Origin of the sequence: Ketobacter alkanivorans (assembly GCF_002863865.1) — a bacterium.
In the GTDB taxonomy this organism is placed as follows: Bacteria; Pseudomonadota; Gammaproteobacteria; order Pseudomonadales; family Ketobacteraceae; genus Ketobacter; species Ketobacter alkanivorans.
In genome coordinates this window covers 4,876,928-4,900,489 of record NZ_CP022684.1, presented here as the reverse complement: position 1 = coordinate 4,900,489, position 23,562 = coordinate 4,876,928, and the positions used below count along the sequence as shown (strand labels likewise).

At 51.8% G+C, this 23,562-nt stretch carries 21 protein-coding genes; 14 read left to right on the top strand and 7 right to left on the bottom strand.

The window, feature by feature from the left end:
- The first annotated feature begins 61 nt into the window (after positions 1-61).
- The 11 genes from Kalk_RS21070 to Kalk_RS21020 all read left to right on the top strand — a co-directional run bounded on the left by Kalk_RS21070 (position 62) and on the right by Kalk_RS21020 (position 12,961).
- Positions 62-808 carry a hypothetical protein gene (locus Kalk_RS21070; RefSeq protein ID WP_158643629.1) on the top strand — a complete coding sequence of 249 codons (747 nt, stop codon included), beginning with the start codon at positions 62-64 and terminating at the stop codon, positions 806-808.
- Positions 809-987: 179 nt separating this feature from the next.
- Entirely contained in the window at positions 988-1,437 is a 450-nt protein-coding gene (locus Kalk_RS21065) for an NUDIX hydrolase (RefSeq protein WP_101896131.1), read from the top strand.
- On the top strand, positions 1,430-2,548 hold the full coding sequence (gene mnmA, locus Kalk_RS21060; RefSeq protein WP_101896130.1) for a tRNA 2-thiouridine(34) synthase MnmA: 1,119 nt from the start codon (positions 1,430-1,432) through the stop codon (positions 2,546-2,548). The genes Kalk_RS21065 and mnmA overlap by 8 nt, the downstream gene beginning before the upstream one ends.
- 4 nt (positions 2,549-2,552) lie before the next feature.
- Entirely contained in the window at positions 2,553-3,188 is a 636-nt protein-coding gene (hflD, locus tag Kalk_RS21055; RefSeq protein WP_158643628.1) for a high frequency lysogenization protein HflD, read from the top strand.
- Positions 3,189-3,230: 42 nt separating this feature from the next.
- On the top strand, positions 3,231-4,598 hold the full coding sequence (gene purB / locus Kalk_RS21050) for an adenylosuccinate lyase (protein ID WP_101896128.1): 1,368 nt from the start codon (positions 3,231-3,233) through the stop codon (positions 4,596-4,598).
- Between the two features lie 8 nt (positions 4,599-4,606).
- Entirely contained in the window at positions 4,607-5,809 is a 1,203-nt protein-coding gene (locus Kalk_RS21045; RefSeq protein ID WP_101896127.1) for a cupin domain-containing protein, read from the top strand.
- An 80-nt stretch (positions 5,810-5,889) separates the two neighbouring features.
- Positions 5,890-6,504 carry a hypothetical protein gene (locus tag Kalk_RS21040; protein ID WP_101896126.1) on the top strand — a complete coding sequence of 205 codons (615 nt, stop codon included), beginning with the start codon at positions 5,890-5,892 and terminating at the stop codon, positions 6,502-6,504.
- A gap of 81 nt (positions 6,505-6,585) precedes the next feature.
- Entirely contained in the window at positions 6,586-7,107 is a 522-nt protein-coding gene (locus Kalk_RS21035; protein ID WP_101896125.1) for a DUF7931 domain-containing protein, read from the top strand.
- Entirely contained in the window at positions 7,104-7,901 is a 798-nt protein-coding gene (locus tag Kalk_RS21030) for a hypothetical protein (RefSeq protein WP_101896124.1), read from the top strand. Before Kalk_RS21035 ends, Kalk_RS21030 begins: the two co-directional genes overlap by 4 nt.
- Positions 7,902-8,070: 169 nt before the next feature.
- On the top strand, positions 8,071-10,245 hold the full coding sequence (locus Kalk_RS21025; RefSeq protein ID WP_101896123.1) for a malate synthase G: 2,175 nt from the start codon (positions 8,071-8,073) through the stop codon (positions 10,243-10,245).
- Positions 10,246-10,516: 271 nt separating this feature from the next.
- Positions 10,517-12,961: an AAA family ATPase gene (locus tag Kalk_RS21020; protein WP_101896122.1), complete on the top strand. Its 2,445-nt coding sequence runs from the start codon at positions 10,517-10,519 to the stop codon at positions 12,959-12,961.
- On the opposite strand, the gene Kalk_RS21015 is transcribed toward Kalk_RS21020, so the two are convergent.
- The 3 genes from Kalk_RS21015 to ttcA all read right to left on the bottom strand — a co-directional run bounded on the left by Kalk_RS21015 (position 12,958) and on the right by ttcA (position 16,204).
- Complete coding sequence (locus Kalk_RS21015; protein WP_101896121.1) at positions 12,958-13,935, bottom strand: LysR family transcriptional regulator; 978 nt, start codon at positions 13,933-13,935, stop codon at positions 12,958-12,960. The two genes, Kalk_RS21020 and Kalk_RS21015, sit on opposite strands and share 4 nt — an antisense overlap.
- 62 nt (positions 13,936-13,997) lie before the next feature.
- Entirely contained in the window at positions 13,998-15,221 is a 1,224-nt protein-coding gene (locus tag Kalk_RS21010; RefSeq protein ID WP_101896120.1) for a nucleoside recognition domain-containing protein, read from the bottom strand.
- A 38-nt stretch (positions 15,222-15,259) separates the two neighbouring features.
- Positions 15,260-16,204, bottom strand: coding sequence for a tRNA 2-thiocytidine(32) synthetase TtcA (gene ttcA, locus Kalk_RS21005; RefSeq protein ID WP_101896119.1), 945 nt, complete (start codon positions 16,202-16,204; stop codon positions 15,260-15,262).
- Positions 16,205-16,518: 314 nt separating this feature from the next.
- Here ttcA and Kalk_RS21000 point away from each other — a divergent pair, with 314 nt between their 5' ends.
- Positions 16,519-18,267, top strand: coding sequence for an alkaline phosphatase D family protein (locus Kalk_RS21000; protein ID WP_101896118.1), 1,749 nt, complete (start codon positions 16,519-16,521; stop codon positions 18,265-18,267).
- Positions 18,268-18,326: 59 nt separating this feature from the next.
- On the opposite strand, the gene Kalk_RS20995 is transcribed toward Kalk_RS21000, so the two are convergent.
- The 3 genes from Kalk_RS20995 to Kalk_RS20985 form a co-directional block, all read right to left on the bottom strand.
- Positions 18,327-19,526, bottom strand: a complete 1,200-nt coding sequence (locus tag Kalk_RS20995) for an acyl-CoA dehydrogenase family protein (protein WP_324775012.1) — start codon at positions 19,524-19,526, stop codon at positions 18,327-18,329.
- Positions 19,527-19,568: 42 nt separating this feature from the next.
- Positions 19,569-20,684, bottom strand: a complete 1,116-nt coding sequence (locus Kalk_RS20990) for an acyl-CoA dehydrogenase family protein (RefSeq protein WP_101896116.1) — start codon at positions 20,682-20,684, stop codon at positions 19,569-19,571.
- Between the two features lie 120 nt (positions 20,685-20,804).
- Positions 20,805-21,488, bottom strand: coding sequence for a M48 family metallopeptidase (locus tag Kalk_RS20985; protein WP_158643627.1), 684 nt, complete (start codon positions 21,486-21,488; stop codon positions 20,805-20,807).
- Between the two features lie 302 nt (positions 21,489-21,790).
- Here Kalk_RS20985 and Kalk_RS20980 point away from each other — a divergent pair, with 302 nt between their 5' ends.
- Together Kalk_RS20980 and Kalk_RS20975 are read left to right on the top strand one after the other, a co-directional pair.
- Positions 21,791-22,741: a hypothetical protein gene (locus tag Kalk_RS20980; protein WP_101896114.1), complete on the top strand. Its 951-nt coding sequence runs from the start codon at positions 21,791-21,793 to the stop codon at positions 22,739-22,741.
- A gap of 30 nt (positions 22,742-22,771) precedes the next feature.
- The gene (locus Kalk_RS20975; RefSeq protein WP_101896113.1) at positions 22,772-23,215 is read left to right on the top strand and encodes a YbaN family protein; all 444 of its coding nucleotides are present in this window, start codon (positions 22,772-22,774) and stop codon (positions 23,213-23,215) included.
- Here the strand turns inward: Kalk_RS20975 and Kalk_RS20970 are convergent.
- A complete protein-coding gene (locus tag Kalk_RS20970; RefSeq protein WP_101896112.1) occupies positions 23,206-23,541 on the bottom strand; it encodes a BolA family protein in 336 nt (111 codons plus the stop codon). The two genes, Kalk_RS20975 and Kalk_RS20970, sit on opposite strands and share 10 nt — an antisense overlap.
- Positions 23,542-23,562 lie beyond the last annotated feature (21 nt).

Here is a 23,562-nt window from a genome sequence, read left to right as displayed (position 1 = left end):
CTGTATTATGATGCTGCATCTGCCACAGGCTAAGCAGCAATATAGCGAAATGGAAAATAAAATGAAAACAACGGCATCAAAACATCGGGAAATTCGTTATTTTGGTTACCCCATTGACCCATCTCTGTATCAGCAGGTGATCGACACGATTACGGCGATCAATCTGGGAGGCGACACACGCAAACTGTGCGAACAGGCCGCAGAGACGCTGATTGCCATTACCGATGCAGGGTTTGACGCCTATTACGAACGCCCTGCTCAACTGGCGAATATCTCCTCTACCTTGAAACGAGCCACTGACGCCGGTATACACGCCGTTCAGAAAGGAATACATCTGGTTATCCGCAAACTCATCAAGAACCGTTCGATCAAGGATCTGGAGCGCCTGGCAAATAACTTTTCGTATCTGGTCTGTGTGGACGATACCGATGCCTCCAAGGCGTATGCCTGCTTCCAGTTGGAAGAGTCACTGTATCAACGGGTGGTTGCCAACATGAGGCGAGTGCATGAAGACCCCAATATCGAAAGCTACCGCCGTGATGTGATCGTATCCGTTGAGGATTTGATTGGGGCCGGTATCGACGTGTTCTACACCAAGCCAGTGTCGGAGGCCGATATTGGCAGAATCACCCGTAAAGCGGCCGATATAGGCATCAGCACTGTGCAAAAAGGCTCCAATGCCGTGGTTCACAGGCTGTTCAAAGACATGGACTACGCCACGCTTCTGCCGATGGCTGAATACTTCGAAACCCTGCTTCACTCCGAAGTACAGACCTACAAACGCCGTTTTATGAAGGCAGGGGCCTGATACGCAGAGCATTTAGGCCGCATTAGGGGGGCTGGCCTGCCCTAATGCGGTTCTGTTCCCACCTCTTTTAGGCTCCCTTCCAGCTGTTAACTCAATCAATACCGCCTATACCGGTTGGGAATTGATCCGAATTTGGGTAGAATTGCGCGTTCTTTGCAGCACAGACACTCAAACGACTTATGATCTGGACTCCTCATGCGACCGTGGCCACTATTGTGGAGCAGAACGGTAAATACCTGTTGGTGGAAGAAGTGGTAGACGGCGCTACTGTGCTTAACCAGCCCGCCGGCCATATCGAGGAACATGAATCCATTCAGGCTGCTGCGATCCGGGAAACCCTGGAAGAAACCGGCTGGCACGTCAAACTCACCGATCTGGTGGGTATCTATAATTACCACGCGCCCAACGGGGTCACCTATTATCGTTTCAGCTTCGCGGCCAAGGCCATCCAACAAGTACCCGATGCACCATTGGATGAGGGCATCATAGGGCCGGTTTGGCTGAGCCTGGATGAGCTGCAAGCCCGCCGCAGTCAATGGCGCAGCCCACTGGTTCAGCGCTGCATCGAAGACTTCGCAGCGGGTAAGCGCTATCCGCTTGATCTGATCTACGAGCACCCCAATGAGTAACGCAGGTAAAAAAGTCATCGTCGGTATGTCTGGCGGGGTCGACTCCTCGGTGGCGGCCTATGTATTGCTGCAGCAAGGCTATGCCGTAGAAGGCCTGTTCATGAAGAACTGGGATGAAGACGACGGCACCGAGTACTGCACTGCCCTTACCGATCTGGCCGACGCCCAACAGGTGGCCGATACCCTTGGCATCAAACTGCATACGGCTAATTTCGCCGCAGAATACTGGGATCGAGTATTTGAGCATTTTATCGAAGAGTACAGCGCTGGCCGCACCCCCAATCCGGACATCCTGTGCAACAAAGAGGTGAAGTTCCGCGCCTTTTTGGACTATGCGCTGACGCTGGGTGCCGATTTTATCGCCACTGGCCACTATGCCCGTAGAGGGGAAAGCGTAGGCCCGGACAACGAACGGGTTGCCCCGCTTTTGAAGGGCCTGGACAAGAACAAAGATCAAAGTTATTTCCTGCACGCCGTGAACGGCCGTCAGATTGCGCGTACACTGTTCCCATTGGGTGATATGGAAAAGCCTGCTGTACGGGGGATCGCCCAACAGCAGGGATTCGATAATCACGATAAAAAGGATTCCACTGGCATCTGCTTTATTGGCGAACGTCGTTTTAAGGATTTTCTTGAGCAGTACATACCCGCCAAACCCGGTAAAATCATCACCGATGGCGGTGAGACCATCGGTGAGCACTCAGGCTTGATGTTCTACACCATAGGTCAACGTCAGGGGTTGGGGATCGGTGGGCTGGCCAACAAATCAGAAGCACCCTGGTTTGTTTTAAGAAAGAACCTTGAAACCAATCAACTGATCGTAGGGCAAGGAACCAACCATCCTGACCTGTTTACGGACACGTTAAGCACAGATGAGATCCTGTGGGTGACCGAACAACCCGATCTGCCGTTGCGCTGCAAAGCAAAAACCCGGTACCGCCAACCAGATCAGGATTGCCTGGTAACCGCTGCACCCAACGGCCAAATTGAAGTACGCTTCGATCAACCACAGAGAGCAGTAACACCGGGGCAATCTGTCGTGTTTTATGATCAGGACATCTGCTTGGGCGGCGGCGTTATCGAACGCACCTGGAATCAAAATGGGGAGTGATTCTGTGAGGCACAAAGAAGAGGACAAAGCACTGGCGCTGGCGGGGTTGTTTCAAGCGGCCGCGTTGGTACAACAGCTGGCACGCACTGGCGAGGTCAACAGTGATGGCTATGCATCAGTTTTAGAAAGCATTTTTGTGCTGGATCCGAAATCCGTTGAAGATGTGTATGGCGGCGTTAAAGGGGCCAAACTCGGTGTGGACACCCTGTTATTGGTGCTGAAAGAAAAAGAAAGTGCTCGCTATGCCGACGCCATTCGCTATGCCATAGGCATGCTGCATGTCGAAAAGCTGCTGCGGCGCGAAGCAGACATCAACAGTGTGTTGCGTTCCCGTCTGGAGCAGGTCACCAACCAATTGCAACACTTCGATGGCATTGCCAGCCAGGCTGTCGTATCCAAGCTTAATGATATCTATCTGGACACTCTGGCAAAATTTAAATTCCGCATCCAGGTTAACGGGGATCCTAGCCATCTGCAACGGGCGGAGAACGCTGCCAGAATCCGAGCGATTCTGTTGGCGGGCATACGCTCTGCCATGCTGTGGCGTCAACTGGGTGGTACGCGGCTTCAATTCGCATTCGGCAAACGTCGATTGGTGAAGGCCCTGGAATCATTACAGAACGAAATCACATTATCCTGAACCCTTTTCAAGCTAATACCGATACAGATTGAGGAAAACACTATGGAACTGAATGCCCTGACCGCCATTTCACCGGTGGATGGCCGCTACGGTAGCAAGACCCAATCCTTGCGCACGATTTTCAGCGAGTTTGGGCTTATCCGATTCCGCGTGCTGGTGGAAGTGCGCTGGTTGCAAAAACTGGCGGCCCACGAAGGTATTGCAGAAGTTCCAGCGTTTTCTGATGAGACGAATGCGATCCTCAACGACATCGTTACCCAGTTCTCGGTTGAAGATGCCCAACGCATTAAAGATATCGAGCGTACCACTAATCATGATGTGAAAGCGGTTGAATACTTCCTCAAAGAAAAAATCGCAGGCAACGAAGACCTGGAAGCGGTAAGCGAATTCATCCATTTCGCCTGTACTTCTGAAGACATTAACAACCTGTCTCATGGTTTGATGCTGAGCGCTGGCCGCGACGACGTCCTGGTACCGACACTGGATAAAGTCATTAACGCCATTGCCGGGCTCGCCCACCAGTTTGCGGACATGCCCATGCTGTCCCGCACCCACGGGCAAACGGCCTCTCCCTCCACCATGGGTAAAGAAATGGCCAACGTAGTGGCCCGCCTGCGCCGCCAGATCGAGCAAATAAAAGCGGTCCCCATCCTTGGCAAGATCAACGGTGCAGTAGGCAACTACAACGCCCACCTCAGCGCGTATCCAGAGATCGACTGGGAACAAAACGCCGAGGAATTCATCACCGGACTGGGTTTGCAGTGGAACCCCTACACCACTCAAATCGAACCTCATGATTACATTGCCGAACTGTATGATGCCATCGCCCGCTTCAACACCATTCTGATCGATTTCGATCGTGATGTATGGGGCTACATCTCCATGGGCTACTTCAAACAGAAAACAATCGCTGGCGAAATCGGCTCTTCTACTATGCCCCACAAGGTCAATCCTATCGACTTTGAAAATTCAGAGGGTAACCTGGGCATTGCCAACGCTATCATGACCCATCTTGCACAAAAACTACCGGTATCCCGCTGGCAGAGAGATCTGACCGACTCCACCGTATTGCGCAATTTAGGCGTTGGTTTGGCACATGGCATGATCGCCTATGAAGCCACACTCAAAGGCATCAGCAAACTGGAAATCAACGAGCAACGCCTGGCTGAAGATCTGGATAACGCCTGGGAAGTCTTGGCAGAACCTATTCAAACGGTGATGCGTCGTTACAGCATTGAGAAGCCCTACGAAAAACTCAAGGAGCTGACGCGAGGCAAGACCATTAACAAAGCCGCCATGAGCACCTTTATCGATACGCTTGAAATCCCAGAGCAAGAAAAAGTACGCCTTAAAGCGCTGACCCCCGCTTCGTACGTGGGCAATGCGGCCCAGCAAGCCAAGAAAATCTAAAGGCGATCATGTCCTCTAAACCGCAGGCTGTCTTGGGTGGCCGCTCAGCAGAACTGTTTCTGTCGGAATACTGGCAGAAACAACCCCTGCTGATACGCAACGCGTTTCCTGAAATCGAGCAGCTGATAGAGCCCGAGGAGTTGGCAGGGCTGTCCCTGGATGACTCAGTGGAATCCAGAATCATTTTGGAACGCAGCCCGGTTGACTGGGAGTTGCGCCACGGCCCCTTCACCGAGAAAACCTTCAAAAACCTGCCCAAGAGCCATTGGACGTTGCTGGTACAGGCGCTGGATCATCAGATTCCCGCTGTTGCCGATCTATTGGAAGCCTTTCAGTTTATTCCCAACTGGCGTACGGATGACATTATGGCCAGCTTTGCCCCGGTAGGTGGAAGCGTTGGCCCTCACTATGATTACTATGATGTGTTTTTGATCCAGGCACACGGCCAGCGCCGCTGGCAGTTGGGCCAGCCCTGTGATGAAGACACAGAACTTCTCCCCAACCTGCCGGTTCGGATCCTGAGAGATTTTGTGCCCACGCACGACTGGATTCTTAACCCAGGGGATATGCTCTACTTGCCGCCAGGCCTGGCGCACCACGGTGTGGCCGAGAATGATTGCATGACGTTTTCGGTGGGTTTTCGCGCTCCTAGCGATCAGGAAATCATCAACGACTTCGTTCACTATCTGCTGGCAAAATCCAATCAGGCCAGCCGCTACACTGATCCCGACTTACAGGTCCAGGCCAACCCGGGCTGGATCAGCCACGCCGCGGTCGAGAAAGTGGCAGACACCCTGCAGCGGATGGTGTCCGACCGGGCGCAGATCACCAGCTGGATGGGCGAGTACCTGTCACAAACCAAATACGATCAAAACCCGGAGCCACCGGAAGATGACTACCCTGAGGCAGAAGTAAAAGAGCTGTTGCACGACAACCTTTCTGTGCGCCGGGAAGAATCCAGCCGCTTTATCTACACAGGGGATCCTAACAATCCCCAGCAGCTGTTTATTAACGGCAACCCCATGGACATCCCGCCCATGACGCAGTCGATGATTTTATATCTGTGCAAAAAGCGCCACTACAATCCAGCCAATTTGTCGATGTTTTGCGAGACGCCGGAAAACCTCAAGCTGCTGACCCGATTGCTCAATTTGGGCGTGATCTATTTTGAAGAAGATCGTTTTGTCGACGAGGAACCCTTTCAGGAATAACCAACAGCCTCCCAACGGTTGCACTGTCTGTGGGCTTATGGTGGACTACAGTTTCCGCTAGACAAGGATGGATAACCCACATGAACCTGGAGAAGTTAAAACAAGCAGAGGGGCTGTTCCTCAGCAAGTACCCCAGCGGTTTTATGCACCCTGATCTTCAAGCCATCGGCAAGAAACACAAAATGGACAAGATGGTGGAGCTGGCTCAGCAAACCCTGAAGAAAACGCACTTCAAAGACCCGCTCGCAGCCGCAGAAGCCATGAGCAAAGTCATCAGTCGGTCATCCATGGTGTCATTGTTTGAAAAACCCAAGTTCCGCGACATCATTCCAACCCTTGAGCCCGCCTCACTCAGACAACTTACCGGCGGCATGAAGCAATACTTGTACGGCAATCAACAAAAAGGCTTTGACGATATGCTGAATGTCCTGGCCCCCGTCAAACTGGCGAAGTGGTCGCTGATGACCATCATCCCCAATTACGTACACCCTCAGGATGAAGTCTTTCTCAAACCCACCACAGTAAAGGGTGTGATTAAAGCATTTGAGCTGAACGGGCTGGAATACCGGCCGCTGCCTTCCTGGGATTTTTACCAACGCTATCGAGATACCATACTGGAGATGAAAACACGGGTAGATGAGACGCTCTCCCCAAGCAATGCAGCCTTTTCCGGCTTTTTGATGATGAGCATGTAACAGGCGGCGTAAATTATCTGTATTTCACCCTTGCGCTGAAACAGCATACACTTACCAGAGAGCCAAAACCCAGGTGTGAACATGTCCTTCATCCAACAAGCGCCCGACCTCGTATTGAACAAGAGCTCAGACACTTACCTGCTGGAAACCCTAGAAGAGTTCCGCTGTGCGATTGATCACATGGCACCTCAAGCCAAACGTCACATCAAGATCTTTTCCCAGGAACTGGATCACGACTTCTACGACAGACCGGAATTTATGGATGCCCTTGGCCCTCTGTTCAAGAAACGACGCGGCTTTAGCGTCAGCGTCATCCTGAAAGACCCCAACAAAGCCTCCAAAATGGGACATCGCCTGGTGGAACTGCAAAAGCGTCTGCCAACCCGATGCGAGATCCGCAGCCTGCCCCGCGAATACGGCGACATGACCGATGAATATATGATCGTAGATGATCAGGGCATGGTGAAACGCTTTGCATTGGGCAATATGCGCGGCCACTGCGAATTCCGGGCCGTTCCGGATGCCGTAAAATACGGACGCCAGTTTGACGAAATTTGGGGGCGCAGCATGCCCTGCACTGAACTCAGGAGGCTCTCGTTGTGATTCGGCTTTTTCTATTCATCACCATACTGCTCACCAGCACCCTGACAGCAGCACAACAAACCGCTGAGGTCTATGAGACCTACTTACCCGCTAAAAATCTGATTCCTATACTAGAGCCCCTGCTGGGGGAAGACGACAGGATCACTGCCTACGGTAACAAGCTATTTGTCAAAGCCAGTCCCGCTGCGCAGGATGAGATCCTCAGAATCCTGGAAGAGGTTGACCGGCCCCTGAAGAATGTACAAATTTCGCTACGCTACGCCAGCAACGCTGAATTGGAGTCTCAAAACAATTCCTCAGATGCAGATATCGTGGTGTTTAAAGGCTCCAGCCGAAGCAGTGAGGTGCAAATAGAAACCGTCAGCAAAAACCGGTTCAGCACCCGTAACGACACCGTCGATCATCAAATCCGTGTGCTGGAAGGCGAACAAGGCGTGCTGGAAGTGGGGCAGGATGTCCCCATCAGTCAATTTGTGTTCCTCAGCCCGTTTCAGAGCGCAAGCTCCACCGAATACCGCTCTGTGAGCAACAAACTGTTTGTAGTGCCCCAAATCACCAAAGACCGAATTCGCATAGAGGTATACACCACTAACCAACGCCTGCAGCGCAACAGCGCCAATAAAGTCGAAAAGGTCCAAGCCCAGTCGGTCCTGGTGGTTGAGCCAGGCGAATGGACTCCACTGGCTGGCTCCAGTCAATCCGCGAGCCATTCTTCTGATTCCATTAATCATTCCACCAGACGCTCCGGTTCCAGCGGAAAAACGCTCCAGATCCGCGCCGACATATTGGATTAGGCACCTTTATTCACAGCGAAAATACCACCCATAATTTCGACTTATGGGTCAGCCGGGAAACCATTTGACAGGTTTCAGCGTAAACTGCATCATCCCAGCCCTTTCAAAGCTCAGCTTTATGTATTCAGGCTACTTCTATAGGGGTAGCTGACACTTGGAGGCAGATACGATGACAGAACGCACCAAAATCGGTGGTTTAGAGATCGCTACCAAACTGTATGACCTGGTAGCCAATGAAATTGCACCGGGCACGGGCGTCACACCGGACCACTTCTGGGCGGAACTGGAAAAGATCCTTGCTGATCTAGCCCCCAAGAACAAAGCTCTGCTGGCCAAGCGCGATGACATTCAAGCCAAAGTGGATGCCTGGCATCAACAGCGCGCCGGCAAAGCCATCGACATGGCGGAATACAAAGCCTTCCTGACTGAAATCGGTTATCTGTTGCCAGAAGGCGATGAATTTGAGGTTACAACCTCCAAAGTAGACGCCGAAATAGCCACTATTGCAGGCCCTCAGCTGGTGGTGCCGGTTATGAATGCTCGCTATGCACTCAATGCTGCCAACGCACGCTGGGGCAGCCTTTATGATGCGCTCTATGGCACCAACGTCATTTCTGAAGAAGGCGGCGCTGAAAAGGGTCGTGGCTACAACCCGGCTCGTGGCAACAAGGTTATTGCCTATGCCCGCGCCTTTTTGAACGAAGCGGCTCCACTTGCCAGTGGTCAACACGAAGATGCAACAGCCTACTTTATTAAAGGCGGTCAACTGGTTGTGGCCCTGAAAGACGGTTCAGAAACCGGTCTGGCCCAGCCCCAAAAATTCGTAGGCTACAAAGGTGCCGAAATCGAGCCTACATCCGTGCTGTTGCGTAACAACAACTTGCACATCGAAATCCAGATCGACAAAAACGGAGCCATCGGCAAGGGCGATGCCGCAGGTGTGAACGATCTGTGCCTGGAATCAGCAATCACCACCATTCAGGATTGCGAAGACTCTGTTGCTGCAGTTGATGCCGAAGACAAGTGCGTTGTGTACAGCAACTGGCTTGGCCTGATGAAAGGCGACCTGTCTGAATCCTTCGAGAAAGGCGGTCAGAAACTGACTCGTACTATGAACCCTGATCGTGAGTTCACCGCCGCTGACGGCAGCAAACTGGTTCTGCCCGGCCGCTCTATGCTGCTGGTACGCAACGTTGGCCACCTGATGACCAATGAAGCCGTACTGTTCAATGGCGAAGAGATCCCTGAAGGCATTCTGGACGGCATGGTGACCTCACTGATCGCCATCCACGATCTGAAAGGCAGCGGACAGTTCAAGAACTCTCGCGAAGGCAGCGTCTACATTGTTAAGCCAAAAATGCACGGCCCCGAAGAGGTGGCATTTGCCGTTGAATTGTTCGGGCGTGTAGAGCAGGCATTAGGCCTGGAAAAGAACACCCTCAAAATTGGCATCATGGATGAAGAGCGTCGCACCACCGTGAACCTGAAAGCCTGTATTCGTGAAGCCCGCGAGCGCGTGATCTTCATCAATACCGGGTTCCTGGATCGTACCGGTGATGAGATCCATACCTCCATGGAAGCCGGTGCGGTGATTCCCAAGTCTGCCATGAAACAGCAGCCCTGGATCAACGCCTACGAAGACTGGAACGTTGACATTGGTCTGGAATCAGGGCTCAAAGGCCGCGCCCAGATCGGTAAAGGCATGTGGGCGATGCCCGATGAAATGGCCGCCATGATGGACGCCAAAATTGGCCACCCCAAAGCCGGTGCCAGTTGCGCCTGGGTACCCTCTCCTACTGCAGCCACACTGCACGTTATGCATTACCACAAAGTCAACGTGGCCGGTGTTCAGGAAGAGCTGGCCAAACGTGCCCGCGCCAGCCTGGATGATATATTGACCATCCCGGTAATGACCGACACCTCCAGCCTCACCGCTGAACAGATTCAAAAAGAGCTGGATAACAACGCTCAAGGCATTCTGGGCTACATGGTGCGCTGGATTGATCAGGGCGTAGGTTGCTCTAAAGTGCCTGACATCAACGATGTAGGCCTGATGGAAGACCGCGCCACACTGCGAATCTCCAGCCAGCACGTTGCTAACTGGTTGCGTCACGGCATCTGCTCCCAAGAGCAGGTTATAGAAACACTGCGCCGCATGGCCGCCGTTGTAGACCGCCAGAACGCAGGGGATGCAGCCTACCGCAACATGGCTCCAGACTTTAATGGCGTGGCTTTTGAAGCCGCCTGCGAATTGGTACTGGAGGGATGCAGCCAGCCCAGCGGGTACACTGAGCCGGTCCTACACCGTCGTCGCCGCGAAGCCAAAGCTAAATACGGCTGCTAGTAGCTACACTTGAAAAACCCGGCTTTATGCCGGGTTTTCTTTTGTATTTTTATAACGTTACACGACTCTCTTATTGGCATTTCTAGAACTTACAGCTTGAATATTAACCATATTTCTGGCCTTATATTGGACTTAGCCTTCTGTTTACTGTTGATTCAGGGACCAATGGGTAGCTAAAGCAACAGGATCGCTTATCGATCACCCACCAGTATTCTCTTTTGGCTGTACCACATAATCTTTAATAACAATAACTTAATATTGAGATTCAGGTATGCCCAGCTTTCTGTCCACTGTTCAGGACGCCACATGGTTTGCAGATGCAGATCACCGTCACCTAGTGCCGCGCACGCGCCAACTGCAGCAGCTGGAAAGCTATAAGCATCTCCCCGTTCGCGCCCTGATTGCGCCCAACGGCAGCGGTAAAACAACGCTGTTACAGCAATACCACCACCAACATCCTGATAGCGTTTGGGTTTCCCTGCAGCCTGAAGACAGAGATGCCTGCCATTTCTTTACCCACCTGAATCGCGCTATCGAGCAGCAACAGCCAAGCGTGACAGGGGCGATTCTCTGCAATGAATTTGGTGAACAGGCCCCGCTGCTGTGCTTAGACCTATTCCAACATCAGCTGGATCGGCGCGAGTCTGGTCTTTGCATCCTGTTGGACGACATGCAGGTACTCGAAGGCGCCCCCTGGCTACCAGAATTCGTGGCGTTTATGGGGCAAAGCCGTAACATCAACTGGATCATATCTGGGCAAAGCCATTCCTTGCTGGGTAACGCGGACAGCCAGCACCGCGCCAATGCCTTCGTCATGACCCACGAGGATTTGTATTTTACCCACCAGGAGATCCGCGTATTTCTCAGCAAACATGCCAACCATCAGGAATTCAATGAACGGATAATGAGCATCACCGCAGGCTGGCCTGCAGGGGTCAAATTGGGTCAGCTATGCTTGAGCCGCTTTCCTTCTTTCATTGTCCATGAGGAACAGACGGGGCGAGAATTATTTTTCAGCATGGTGGATAGGCTGATTGACGACCTATCGCCACAGGCTCAAAAGCTTCTAACCCAGACCGCGTTTCTACAGCGCTTTAACACCGATCTTGGGGGCTATTGTGTGCGCGGAATGAATACAGAGCGCGTCATAGAAGAGCTGCTGGAAACTCGATTCCTGTTAAGCATCAACCCTGAACATCCACTGCGTTATCATTTACCACCCATGGTGAGCGCCCGGGCCATGATGCGCTTCAGGCAACTGGATACCAACAGCCAGGATCAATTGATTGGGCGAGCCTGCACCTGGCTCACACAAGCCAATCTACGCATTGATGGCTGCAAAGCAGCGCACTGTTACTCGCAGCCCAATTTTCTTCAAGAGTACTTTCTAAAAAGTCTGGCTTTCTGGCTGCGGGTTGGGGATTTGCAATCGTTGTCAGAGAGCTTCACGCTACTAGACAATGGATATCTGCCTCAGGAGTTGGCCCAACAGATACCGGTTCGCACCGCCCGGTGCTGGTTAATGGCTATTTCCGGACGTTTGAAAGAAGCCAAATCCACGCTGGATGCATTGCTGGGGACACTTACCCCCAACCAGGTGCTAACTGAACCGAAAAACTCAACCGAGGCTAATTACGCTGTAATTTACGCCTTGATTCAGCATCAACGTAGCGCACTCACTGCCAAGGAGTTGTCACAGCTAAAACTGTTAATCAAGCACCCGCAGATGTACACCTCTTTGCGCACCTCCCTGAATTGTATCATCGGTGAAATCGAACTGAACCGCCGCCATACCGGGCATGCGGCAGACTATCTATTGCAATCCACATCGCTGGCCAATCAATTACATTACGAATGTGTCTTGGGGGTCTCCAGTCAAGCCGAGATACGGCAGCGATACCTGAGTGGCGAAACAGAGCTGGCCATGCAGCTTTCTGAAACCTTTAACAGCAGACATGATCCATTTCCGGATCACGTGGGTAATGCAATGGGGAAGGCTGTTTACGCCTATTTGGTGTATCGCCAGAAAAACAAGTTACAGGGCTATGAGCAAAGCCTGGCGCTGATGGGAAAAGCCTCCCCCTGGCTGCACACCGATGCTCAGTTTCTTGCCTATCAACCACTGATTCGCTACACCATTGAGCAAGGTGATACAGAGCTGGCCACCGCTTTGTTGCAGCACTTGCAGGCAGTGGCAAATCTCAGCGATGCGCCCCGCTTTGTCGCACAAATAGCTCTGGAACGTTTTCGCCTGGCAATAATTGATAATCAGCAGGCAGAACTTCTGAAGTTGGCGGTGGAGTTCGATCTGGCTACGCGAATAAGCGCATGCCTGGCGCAACCCAGCCGCTTAGACTGGGTATGCCGTGAGAGCTGGCTGCTGTGCGGTATTTTTTATGAACTTGGCAAAAGCGATATCCACAGGGCAAGCGAACTGACCAAGCAGTTGTTGCATCTGAATGTTGAGTTCGGCTACGCCAGCCGCCATCTGCCGTTGTCATTGCTGGCAGCCATGCTGGAGTTCCGGCTCGATCTAAAAACAGCGGCCTACGTCAAATTGAATGATGTGCTGACCCAGGCAGAAAGCGAGGGCATCACCCACGGCTTATTCGATGATGTTCCCGGCATCGAGGTTATGGTCAATCAGGCGCTGGCAGAAAACCGTATTAACCATTCAGAGCATATAGCGTCGCTGCTCAGCCTGGGTTTTGGTTAGTCTTCTTCGGCGTCCAACAACAAGCGACGTTCATCATCCGCCATCCGTTCGGCGGTATACATGATCAATCGACGCAGCCACTGATGGCCCGCGTTGGGGTGCAACAGAGGGCTCCAAGCCATCTTCAACTCAAACTCAGGAATGTAAAAAGGAGGTTCCAGAATCACCAGCTGAGAATTCTCCGCCTGCATTTTGGCCACTTTGGTGGGCAGCGTCGCCACCAAATCATTATTCTGAGCCAATAAACCGGGCATCTGGTAGTGGCGGGTAAAAATAGTGATCTTGCGTTTTTTACCAATCCGTTGCAGCGCCTGATCGATCCATCCCAAACCGCCCGACTTCTCCGGGTTGACCCCAAAGCCAACCCCCATACCGGTTTTACTTACCCAAATGTGCTGTGCATTCAGGTACGATTTCAGGTTGAAGCTCTGCGCCACCGGGTTGTTTTTGTTGACCAGACAAGAAAAACTGTCGGTCCACACCGTGTTTTGATGGAAAGATTGGGGGATTTCGTTGAAGCGGTTGATGGCCATGTCGATACGACCCTGCTCCATATCCTGATAGCTCACATCACTGGGGGTAAGGAAGTCCAGAATGATGTTGGGTGCCTCACTGCGTATGTGCTTGATCAGGGCAGGAATCAGCGTTGCCTCCGCATAATCACTCACCATAATGCGAAACACCCGCTTGCTGGTGAGCGGTTTGAACTCCTGTTTTGGCTCCAATAGGTATTGGGTTTCCGCCAGTATCTGCCGCACCTTCGGTTGCAAATCCAACGCCCGCTCGGTGGGCTTCATGCCCTCACTGGACCGAATCAGCAACGGATCATTGAACATATCCCGCAAACGCTTGAGCCCATTGCTCATGGCCGGTTGAGTGATGCCCAACTGCTCCGCTGCGCGGGTTACATTAAGCTCTCGCAGCAACACGTCAAGATACACCAGGAGATTAAGATCCACCCTACCGACATTCATCAGAGTAATACCTTATGAATAATAATAAGCAGTGTGAATTATGGCAGATTGTGTGGCCCAGGTCAGGCAAAAAACCACATACCAAGGCCGATGGCCGCCACCATTCCCACCCCATCACACAACAGCCCACACCAGAGCGCGTAGCGAATACGGGTGATACCGACTACACCAAAATACACCGTAAGAACATAGAACGTCGTTTCGGTGGAACCCTGCATCACCGCAGCGATACGGCCAGGTAAAGAATCAACCCCATGAGCATTCATCACATCCAGCATCAATGCACGAGCGCCACTGCCGCTGAACGGCTTCATTAATGCCACCGGCAGCGCCTCCACAAAACCATTGCCAACCCCAACCCATAGCAGCAAGGCACCTATCTGGGCCACCAAATATTCCAGCGCCCCGCAGGCGCGAAACACACCAATGGCCACCAGCATGGCGACCAAGTATGGAATCAGTTTGATCGCCGTCTCAAACCCTTCTTTGGCACCTTCTACGAACTCTTCATACACTGGCACCCGCCGCCACAGGCCAACGCCAATAAATATCGCAATGACACTCAACAACAACCCATTGGCCATCAACTGGGATACACCACTGAGTTCCGCTGTCGGCAGCAGGCTTAGCCAGTACACAAACCCAGTCATCAGTGCCACGCCCGCCACCAGATAACTCAGCACCACCCTATCGAAGGGAATCTTCTGAATCAGCATCACCGCGAGCAACCCCACCAATGAAGAGGCGGTAGTGGCCAGCAGAATAGGAATAAAAACATCGGTCGGATCGACCGCACCCAGTTGGGCGCGGTACATAAAAATGGTGACAGGCAACAGGGTGACGGAGGAAGTATTCAGCACCAGAAACAGGATCTGGGCATTGCTGGCGGTGTTCTTAACCGGGTTAAGCGCTTGCAGGGCTTGCATAGCCTTCAACCCCAACGGAGTGGCGGCGTTATCCAGCCCCAACATATTGGCCGCCAAATTCATGGTAACAGCCCCGTGCGCAGCATGCCCTTTTGGTACCTCCGGCATGATACGGGTAAAGAAAGGAGCCAAAGCACGGCTAAGTGAAGCGATCAAACCCGCCTGCTCTGCTATGCGAAACAAACCGCACCACAACGCCAGCAAGCCGACCAGGCCGATGGCGATCTCGACCGATAGCTTGGCCATATCAAAAGTGGATTGAATAACCGCTTGAAAAACAGCCTCGTCGCCGCCGAAATAACGTGCCAAGGCAACGACAAACCCCACCAGAAAAAAACCACCCCATAAATAATTGAGCAAAAGCCCTTTTCCTTTTGGCTAGTGTCGGTGCAGACAGCTTACAGATTAACGATGTTCACCATTTTTACCGCATCCCGCGCCGGTTTGCCATCCACCGTCTGATCATCGGCAAATTCATAGGCTTTACGCTCACTGCTGCGGTCAATTTGCAGGTTTTTAAAATCGAACAGGCTGGTATCGGCCATTTGTGACAGCTTAATGTTTTGCATGGACGTAAATATATGCTCAACGCGCCCAGGCTGCTGGCGTTCCCAATCCTGCAACATCATCTTAATATTCTGACGCTGCAGGTTCTCCTGAGAGCCACACAGATTACAGGGAATGATGGGGAACCCTTTACAGTCAGCAAAGCGCACCAGATCTTTTTCGCGACAATAAGCCATGGGCCGAATCACGATGTTGCGGCCATCATCGGACAACAGTTTGGGGGGCATGGCAGAAAGCCTGGACCCGTAGAACATATTCAGGAACATGGTTTCTACGATATCGTCACGATGGTGCCCCAAGGCAATCTTGGTGGCTTTGATATCCTCGGCAAACGTATAAAGAGTGCCGCGACGCAAACGGGAACACAGGCCGCAGGTTGTAGCCCCCTCGGGGATCTTTTCCTTAACCACTGAGTAAGTATCACGGTTGATGATGTAATACTCGATCCCAAGCTGATCCAGATACTGGGGCAACACATGTTCCGGGAACCCTGGCTGCTTCTGATCCATGTTCACCGCCACCAGTTCGAAATCAATCGGCGCGCTTTTCTGCAAGCCCATCAGAATCTCCAGCATGGCATAAGAATCCTTGCCCCCGGACAAACACACCATGACACGATCACCGGCTTCGATCATGTTGTAGTCAGCAATCGCTTTACCTACTTCCCGGCGCAGACGCTTCTGTAGCTTATTGAACTGGGTTTTCGCTTTTTTGGCCTGCTCCGGGCTTGGAGCAGCTTTAGCGGATTGGATCTGGCCTGAATCGCTGACGGACATGGTACTTCCTGGTGTGACAGTTTGACGTGGCTTTGTACCCGATTATGGGAAGCATGTAAACTAAGCGAATAGCCTGCCGCCAGATTGCTGATAGACCTATACAACAAGCTTATGCATTTAGTTGTACCATTGTACCAATTTGGCTATTATTCGGCCCAAGCAGTTTCGTAATCGTTCGTTTTTTTCGTAACTGAAATAAGAAATACACAATAATAAGATAAAAAATGCACTACCTTGGGCACCGGACATGGGCCATTCTCCATATTCACCCCTTCAGGTAGCCATAAGAACCGCCAAGGAAGCCGGGAGCCCCCATGAGCACCATTGATCGACGCAAATTTCTGTCCTTTCTCGCAGCGGGTGTGGCCACACCCTATATAGTCACGTTTACCAGTGGCGATGCTCGCGCCGGGCTTATCCCCACCGACGCCCCACTGAACTACGATTCCCAACGGGTGTTTAGTCTATCTGTATCCTCAGGTGATCCAACCCCTACGGGTGTGGTGCTATGGACCCGAATCGATCCCAGTGCCTGGCGAGCAGGTCAGGCCCTGTTTATCCAAGTGGCAAGAGATGCCGAATTCCAGCAACTGGAGTTTGAAAGCCTGGTGGAATCCCAGCACATCAAACCAGAGCGCGATTACTGCGTGAACATCGATGTCGATGGCTACCTGCAGCCCAACATCCGTTATTATTACCGCTTCATATACGACAACACCGTGAGCCGCACCGGTCGCTGCCGCACTGCGCCACCGTTCGGCGCAGAAGTGGATCACCTCAAACTGGCGTTGCTCACCTGTCAGGATTACACCAATGGCTATTACGGTGCCATGGCGCAGATAGCCCAAGACGATTCCATCGATTTTGTAATTCATCTGGGGGATTTCATCTATGAAACCGCAGGTGACCCCCGCTTCCAGAGCCTGCCGTTTGAAGATCGCTTGATTGTCCTGCCCAGTGACGGCCTCGTGGCCCTGGATCTGGACGACTATCGACACCTGTATAAAACCTATCGCTCCGATCCGCTATTGCAGCAAGCAATGGAGCAACACACCTTTATCATTACACGGGACGACCACGAAACCGCAAACGATGCTTACTGGGATTACGAGCGGGATACGCTGGGGGCACCGGATCATCCGTTTACAGTGGATGCGGAATACGGCAACGATCCCGCCCGCCTCCATCAATTGATGCTGGATTCCCAGCAAGCCTGGTTGGAATATATCCCTGCCAGGGTGGAAGTTGATTGGAGTTCAACTGATCCCCATCGTTTTCTGAAATATTACCGCAGGGTACAACTGGGTAATCTAGTGGATCTGTTCATGCTGGATGGCCGTACCTATCGTACCGGCCACCCCTGCGGTGAGGCCGATTTCTTCGGCCGTTATGTGCCTTATGGCTGCACCAACTGGAAAAGCGATCAGCAAAGCCTGCTGGGCTCAGATCAACGAGACTGGCTGCTGAATGGTGTGATTGGCTCGTCTGCGCGCTGGAAGCTGTTGGGTAACCAGACCTATATGGGCTCACTGGGTGTTCGATTGGCCAACGGCAAGCTCCCCATTAATGTGGATGCCTGGGATGGATTTGATTACGAACGCAACTTAATCAACAACGAAGTTGCTCTGAATCAGGTGGAAAATTTTGTGGTGGTGACTGGCGATCTGCACACCTATATCGCCTCTCATATCAAAAAAGATTACGACAAGCGCTCTATTTTCGATTTCAAAAACTTTATTGGGGTGGAATTCATGACGCCCTCGGTGACGTCTGCCGGCCTGTTTGACATGATCGGGGCAGCCACCCCGGAAGGTGAACAGCAGCTATTGGCGCAAGCCGTCACCAACACCGCCGTGCGTCTCACCAATCCTCATATTCGCTACTTCAACACCACGCAGAACGGTTATTCCACGATTGAGTTCAAGCACAAACACTGTGACTGGAAAGCGTATATTGTTGATAAAAATGTGAATGATGGAGAACAGTCCGTGAAGCTGATTCGCCATTATCGCAAGTACACCACCTTCCCCTGGCTGGTCACTCAGGCTGCGCTGATATATTAAAAACCCACCATGCCATGGAGAAGTGCTGACTTCACCATGGCATGGCCGTCCTGCAGCCACTACTTCAATTCGCTGGACGATTTTCCCAACACGTTGCGCGCAATGATCAACTGCTGAATCTGTTGCGTGCCTTCAAAAATATCCAGAATCTTCGAATCACGGGCAAATTTCTCCACCAGCAGCTCTTCGCCGTAACCCAGGGAGCCACACAACTCCACACACTTTAAGGTAATCTTATTACCGACACGCCCCGCTTTAGCTTTGCACATCGACGCCTGTTTGGAGTTAGGCTGTTTATTATCGGCCATCCAGGCGGCCTTCAGAATCAGCAAACGGGCGGCCTCCAACTCGGCCTCCATGCGGTACATTTCAGCCTGTAAGGCACTGCTGTTATTGATGGTGCGGTCGTAGTTCAGCTCAACCCCTTCCTTCAACAATAGATCTTTGGTGATCTCAAGTGCGGCGCGGGCCACACCATAGGCCATGGCTCCCACCGGCGGGCGTGTGTTATCAAAGGTCTGCATAACACCACCGAACGCTTTCTTACGGGCTTCGGCTGTGTCTGCAATTTCAGGCGAACCCAGGATGTTATCTTTGGGAATGCGACAGTCGCTGAACAGAATGGCCGCCGTATCGGATACCCGCAACCCCATCTTGTCCTCGCAGCGCACGATGCTCATGCCTGGCGTACCCTGCTCCACCACAAATGATTTGATAGCCGCCTTACCCTTATGCTTATCAAGGGTCGCCCACACCACCACGGCATCACCACGGCTGGCCGCCGTTGCAAAAATCTTTTCGCCGTTCAGCACCCACTCATCGCCATCCAGCACCGCCGATGTTTTAACCGCCGCAGAGTCAGAACCACAACCGGGCTCGGTGATGGCCATCGCGCAATGCAGACCGCCGAATTTTTTCTTTTGCTCTGGTGTACCCACTGCCTGAATCGCAGCGTTACCTAAACCCAGCCCAGGAATGGACAACATCAAACCGATGCAGCCCCAGCTCATCTCGCCGGTGGCCAGCACCTGCATCATATTAGCGCCGTTTTTAACGCTATCGCTGCTGCTATCCTTGCCGCCGGTTTCTGAACTCATGCCCATGCTTTTCAGCATCTGACCAATAGGAATCAATTCCTGCGGTGTATCGCAATGTTCAATCTTATCGTATTTACGTGCAATGGGACGAAACACCGTGCTGGCCAGTTGATGGCTCATGTTTTGCGCCATCTGCAATTTCTTTGGTAATTCAAGATTAATCATAGTTGTTCTCGCCTTTAGAATGCCTGATCCGATGATCGCTTAAATAACCACTGCGCCCTGAAGCAGCGCAGCTGCGCGTAAATTCCGATACCACATTTCAACCGGATGCTCGCGGATAAAACCATGACCTCCCAATAGTTGAACACCATTGGTGCCGATTTCCATGGCTTTTTCGGCACAGAAAATACGACACCAGTAGGCATTTTCGTGGAACGCCAACCCTTGCTCAGCACGGGAGGCTGCCCGATACACCAGCAAACGCATTGCCTCCAATTCGGTAGCCATATCCGCCACCATAAAGGCCACGGATTGGCGATGTGATATGGGTTCGCCAAAAGCGGTGCGATCATTCACATAGGGTACAACGTAATCCAATACAGCCTGACAGCAACCAACCGCCACCGCCGCCAGACCAATACTGGAAAGATCCAGCAACCTGGCCACATCGATATTAATACGCGCCGTTTCTGGCACTACCACATCCGCAAGCTCTATCCTGCTCAAACTCAGTGGCCGCAGCCCCATAAAGGATTCTTCAACCATGGTCATACCGGCGACATCGCCAGCACCGGCGTCCACCACGAAGGCGGCGCTTCCGTCTTCCCCTGCCACCGCGGCAATCACCATAATAAACTTCGACTGTGCCGCCAGAGGCACCAGCGTCTTCACTCCGGTCAAGGAGTAACCATCGGCAACCGGAGTCGCCACTGTTTTCAAATCCGATGACTCGAAGGTGGCACGGGGCTCCATCAAAGCGATGGTGGCAGCCTGAAACGTTTCCGCCGCCAGAGGGGTTAAATAGGCTTCCTGTTGATCTTCTGTGCCATGATCCAGCACTGCATTAATAAAGCTCAAGGGCGTCAACGCGCCAATTGCCAACGACATATCCCCCTGACCCAAATCTTCTGCGTTCAACATGTTCGATACAGGCGATCGAGGCATACCTGCTCCGCCCAACGCTTCTGGTATGGGCATCAGGCTCAAGCCCAATTCATTAACGCTATCGTAAAAATTTTGTGGAACCGCAGCTGCCTCATCAACGTCACGGGCAATGGATTTGATCTGAGATTCAACAAAGCGGCGAATGGATTCGCGGGTAATGCGCTGTTCTTCCGTCAAGGTAAGATCGAAACAGGCCGGCTGATGTTCAGACATCTGAGCTCCCTCTGGATAAATTGATTAAACGCTTGTTTTAATCCTAGGCCAGAGGGAATTGATCCAACAATGATCAAAAGTGACAAACCGAGGTCAATCGGGGGTTAGAAAGAAGCTGTTTTAATACAGCAGGCTAAGACGATTCAACATGGCATCGTGCTCTTTCCAGCTTGGCAACGCCTGATCCATCAAATTATAAAAATGACGGCTGTGATTAAATTCCAGCAAATGACAAAGCTCGTGCACAATCACCACATCTACGCAGTTGATCGGATAACGGGCTAGATGGGTGTTCAGAATGATCTTGCCGTTTTTACGACAGGTGCCCCAACGACGCTTCATTGAACGCTGCTGAACCTCCGACTCGGGCAATTCAAACCCTCTCATTTGCTCTCGCCAGTGCTCATGCCGCTCATTGAACAGCAGTAAAGCCTGCTCACGGAACCAGCTCTGCACGCGCCGCTCTATGCGGTCACTATCATCCTGATCACTGCCAGGAAGCACTAAATCGACTGCATCCAGCGCCTGATGATGAAAGCGCTGTTTTTCACCGAGAAAATAGAAAACCTCACCCCACTGATAGGTAGGCTCGAACCGAACGGGCCGTTCTGCAATATTTAATAACTGCTTGTGAATCCAGTCCTGCTTGGAATCCACAAAATTCAATGCCTCCTGACGGGACACGAAATGAGGCACACGTACTTCCACGCCCTTCTCCGCGCTGACGTATATGCCAATGGTTTTGCGGCGGCAGTACTTGATACTGAGCTCTTCGCTCTTCCACGCTAGTGCTTCGTCCGTCATCCTGTTAGCAACCCTCACAGAAGCCCATTTGCCGTCCATCAACCATCTTAAAACGCCTTTTTAGTCTATTGAGATATAACGAAACCGGTATTCGCTGGAGCTCACCTGCCAATGATCAAAATTCAGCCTAAATCCATTTCTAATGTCAAATTTACGTCAAAATGAGCATTAAAAAAAAATCACCGCATAACTTATTGAATAACTATATCTTATTTATTTTCAATTAGTTACGTCACTTTAAAGGGCTGATTTTGTTCTAACCTGAATGCAGGAAAGTTTAATTTCATGCAGGAACCAAGCTCATGCGCCCGATCAAGACTCTGACTGTACTGGCTATTATCGCAGGACTCTCCGTGTCCACAAACACTCTGGCTTATTATCCTCAGGCGTCGGCGTATGATATCGAATTCAACACCGGCGTTGGCAACTCTCAAGGCACCCTGCAGTGGAACATTGCCGGTGGCAGTGATGGCCCAAATATCCTGTCAGAACTCACATACAAAGACGTGAATTTTCGCCAGTTCAACATGTCCAGCCTGATGCGCTTCCACCGCGGCTGGCTTGCTGACCATGAGCTGCTGGTGGATTTCAGTACCGGAACGGCCAACGAAGGCACCGTACAGGATTCCGATTACGATAGCGATAATCGCCAGGATGAATACAGCCGCAGTTATTCCTCCGCCGTCAACTCATCCATGACCGACATCAGTGTAGGCTTGGCCCGACGTTACCAAATAAGCGATTTTCAGGTTCTGAAACCCATGATCGGATTCACCTCCAAAAAGCAAAACATGCTTATGACCGAAGGTCTGCAAACCATCAACACCGACAACCCCACCGCCGTAGGCCCATTTCGGAACACCTTAAAGAGCAGCTATGACACACAATGGAACGTCTACTGGGTGGGTATGGGCTGGGGGCTGGAAACCCGCGATCACCGCGTAAATCTAACCGCAAAATATCAATGGCTGGATTACTCCGCAGAAGCCGACTGGAACCTGCGCTCCGACTTCGCCCACCCCAAAAGCTTTGAGCAGAGCGCTACAGGCTCCGGATACAGCCTGGGAATCAATTACGCATATCAATTTTCCAACCTGGTATCGCTTTGGATCGATTGGCACCTGACAAACTGGAGTACTGACCCAGGACAAGACACGGTATTCTTCGCCGATGGGTCCCGTGGCAGAACCCAATTGAATGAGGTAAGCTGGGAAGAAACGGGTATTTCGACAGGTTTAGTTCTGCGGTTCTGAACACAATTGTTTATTCATGGTTAGTCATACATGGCAGAAGCAAAGCAGCTCAATATCTTCATTCGCTATAGCCTGATCACAGTGGGCTGGCTCTCTGTAGTGTTGGGCGTGATCGGTATTTTTTTGCCACTACTGCCCACTACGCCGTTTCTGCTTCTTGCCGTCAGCTGCTTTGCCAAAAGCTCAACACGCTTCCACGATTGGCTCTTAAATCAACCTCAGCTTGGCCCTTACATCCACCTCTACATTGATGGCAAAGGCATTCCCCTCAAAGCCAAAGCCTATATTCTTATTATGCTGTGGTTCACTATATCCACATCGGCGCTATTTTTTGTGAGCGCTGTAATACTGAAGATTTTGCTGTTGATTATTGCCAGCGGTGTAACCATCTACATCGTAAGAATGCCGACTCTGATAATTGAGGGCAATGCTGTGGTGACCAACAAGCCAAGCACATTGGACAATCAATGCTGATCGGCTTTACTGCCTCCCCGACACGTAGGTGAATCAGGGCTTTCTGCCCCGGTCTTCTGCCACTCATCATCGGTATACGTGTGAATGGCAAGCGCATGTACCGGCCCCGCCAGCTCTTCAGACAACACCTTATAGATCATCTGATGACGCGCGACGGATCGCTTGCCGGTAAACAGATCAGACACAACAACCACTTTAAAATGGGTCTCTGAATTGGCCGGAACACTGTGCATATGGCTCTCGTTCACGACTTGCAACAGGCTTGGGTTGAAGTGCTGGCTGAGTTTTGACTCAATGGCCGCCTGAACAGGAAAGGGTTTTGACATAATCATCTTCTCTTAGGACGC

Excerpts from the sequence above, each read along its gene's own strand:
- Kalk_RS20975 (WP_101896113.1), top strand. The coding sequence starts at position 22,772 with ATGGCAGAAGCAAAGCAGCTCAATATCTTCATTCGCTATAGCCTGATC.
- Kalk_RS21070 (WP_158643629.1), top strand. The coding sequence starts at position 62 with ATGAAAACAACGGCATCAAAACATCGGGAAATTCGTTATTTTGGTTAC.
- Kalk_RS21015 (WP_101896121.1), bottom strand. The coding sequence starts at position 13,935 with ATGAATGTCGGTAGGGTGGATCTTAATCTCCTGGTGTATCTTGACGTG.
- Kalk_RS21045 (WP_101896127.1), top strand. The coding sequence starts at position 4,607 with ATGTCCTCTAAACCGCAGGCTGTCTTGGGTGGCCGCTCAGCAGAACTG.
- purB (WP_101896128.1), top strand. The coding sequence starts at position 3,231 with ATGGAACTGAATGCCCTGACCGCCATTTCACCGGTGGATGGCCGCTAC.
- Kalk_RS21000 (WP_101896118.1), top strand. The coding sequence starts at position 16,519 with ATGAGCACCATTGATCGACGCAAATTTCTGTCCTTTCTCGCAGCGGGT.
- Kalk_RS20980 (WP_101896114.1), top strand. The coding sequence starts at position 21,791 with ATGCGCCCGATCAAGACTCTGACTGTACTGGCTATTATCGCAGGACTC.
- Kalk_RS20985 (WP_158643627.1), bottom strand. The coding sequence starts at position 21,488 with ATGACGGACGAAGCACTAGCGTGGAAGAGCGAAGAGCTCAGTATCAAG.
- Kalk_RS21040 (WP_101896126.1), top strand. The coding sequence starts at position 5,890 with ATGAACCTGGAGAAGTTAAAACAAGCAGAGGGGCTGTTCCTCAGCAAG.
- Kalk_RS20970 (WP_101896112.1), bottom strand. The coding sequence starts at position 23,541 with ATGTCAAAACCCTTTCCTGTTCAGGCGGCCATTGAGTCAAAACTCAGC.
- Kalk_RS21065 (WP_101896131.1), top strand. The coding sequence starts at position 988 with ATGATCTGGACTCCTCATGCGACCGTGGCCACTATTGTGGAGCAGAAC.
- ttcA (WP_101896119.1), bottom strand. The coding sequence starts at position 16,204 with ATGTCCGTCAGCGATTCAGGCCAGATCCAATCCGCTAAAGCTGCTCCA.
- Kalk_RS21025 (WP_101896123.1), top strand. The coding sequence starts at position 8,071 with ATGACAGAACGCACCAAAATCGGTGGTTTAGAGATCGCTACCAAACTG.
- mnmA (WP_101896130.1), top strand. The coding sequence starts at position 1,430 with ATGAGTAACGCAGGTAAAAAAGTCATCGTCGGTATGTCTGGCGGGGTC.
- Kalk_RS21020 (WP_101896122.1), top strand. The coding sequence starts at position 10,517 with ATGCCCAGCTTTCTGTCCACTGTTCAGGACGCCACATGGTTTGCAGAT.
- Kalk_RS21035 (WP_101896125.1), top strand. The coding sequence starts at position 6,586 with ATGTCCTTCATCCAACAAGCGCCCGACCTCGTATTGAACAAGAGCTCA.
- Kalk_RS20990 (WP_101896116.1), bottom strand. The coding sequence starts at position 20,684 with ATGTCTGAACATCAGCCGGCCTGTTTCGATCTTACCTTGACGGAAGAA.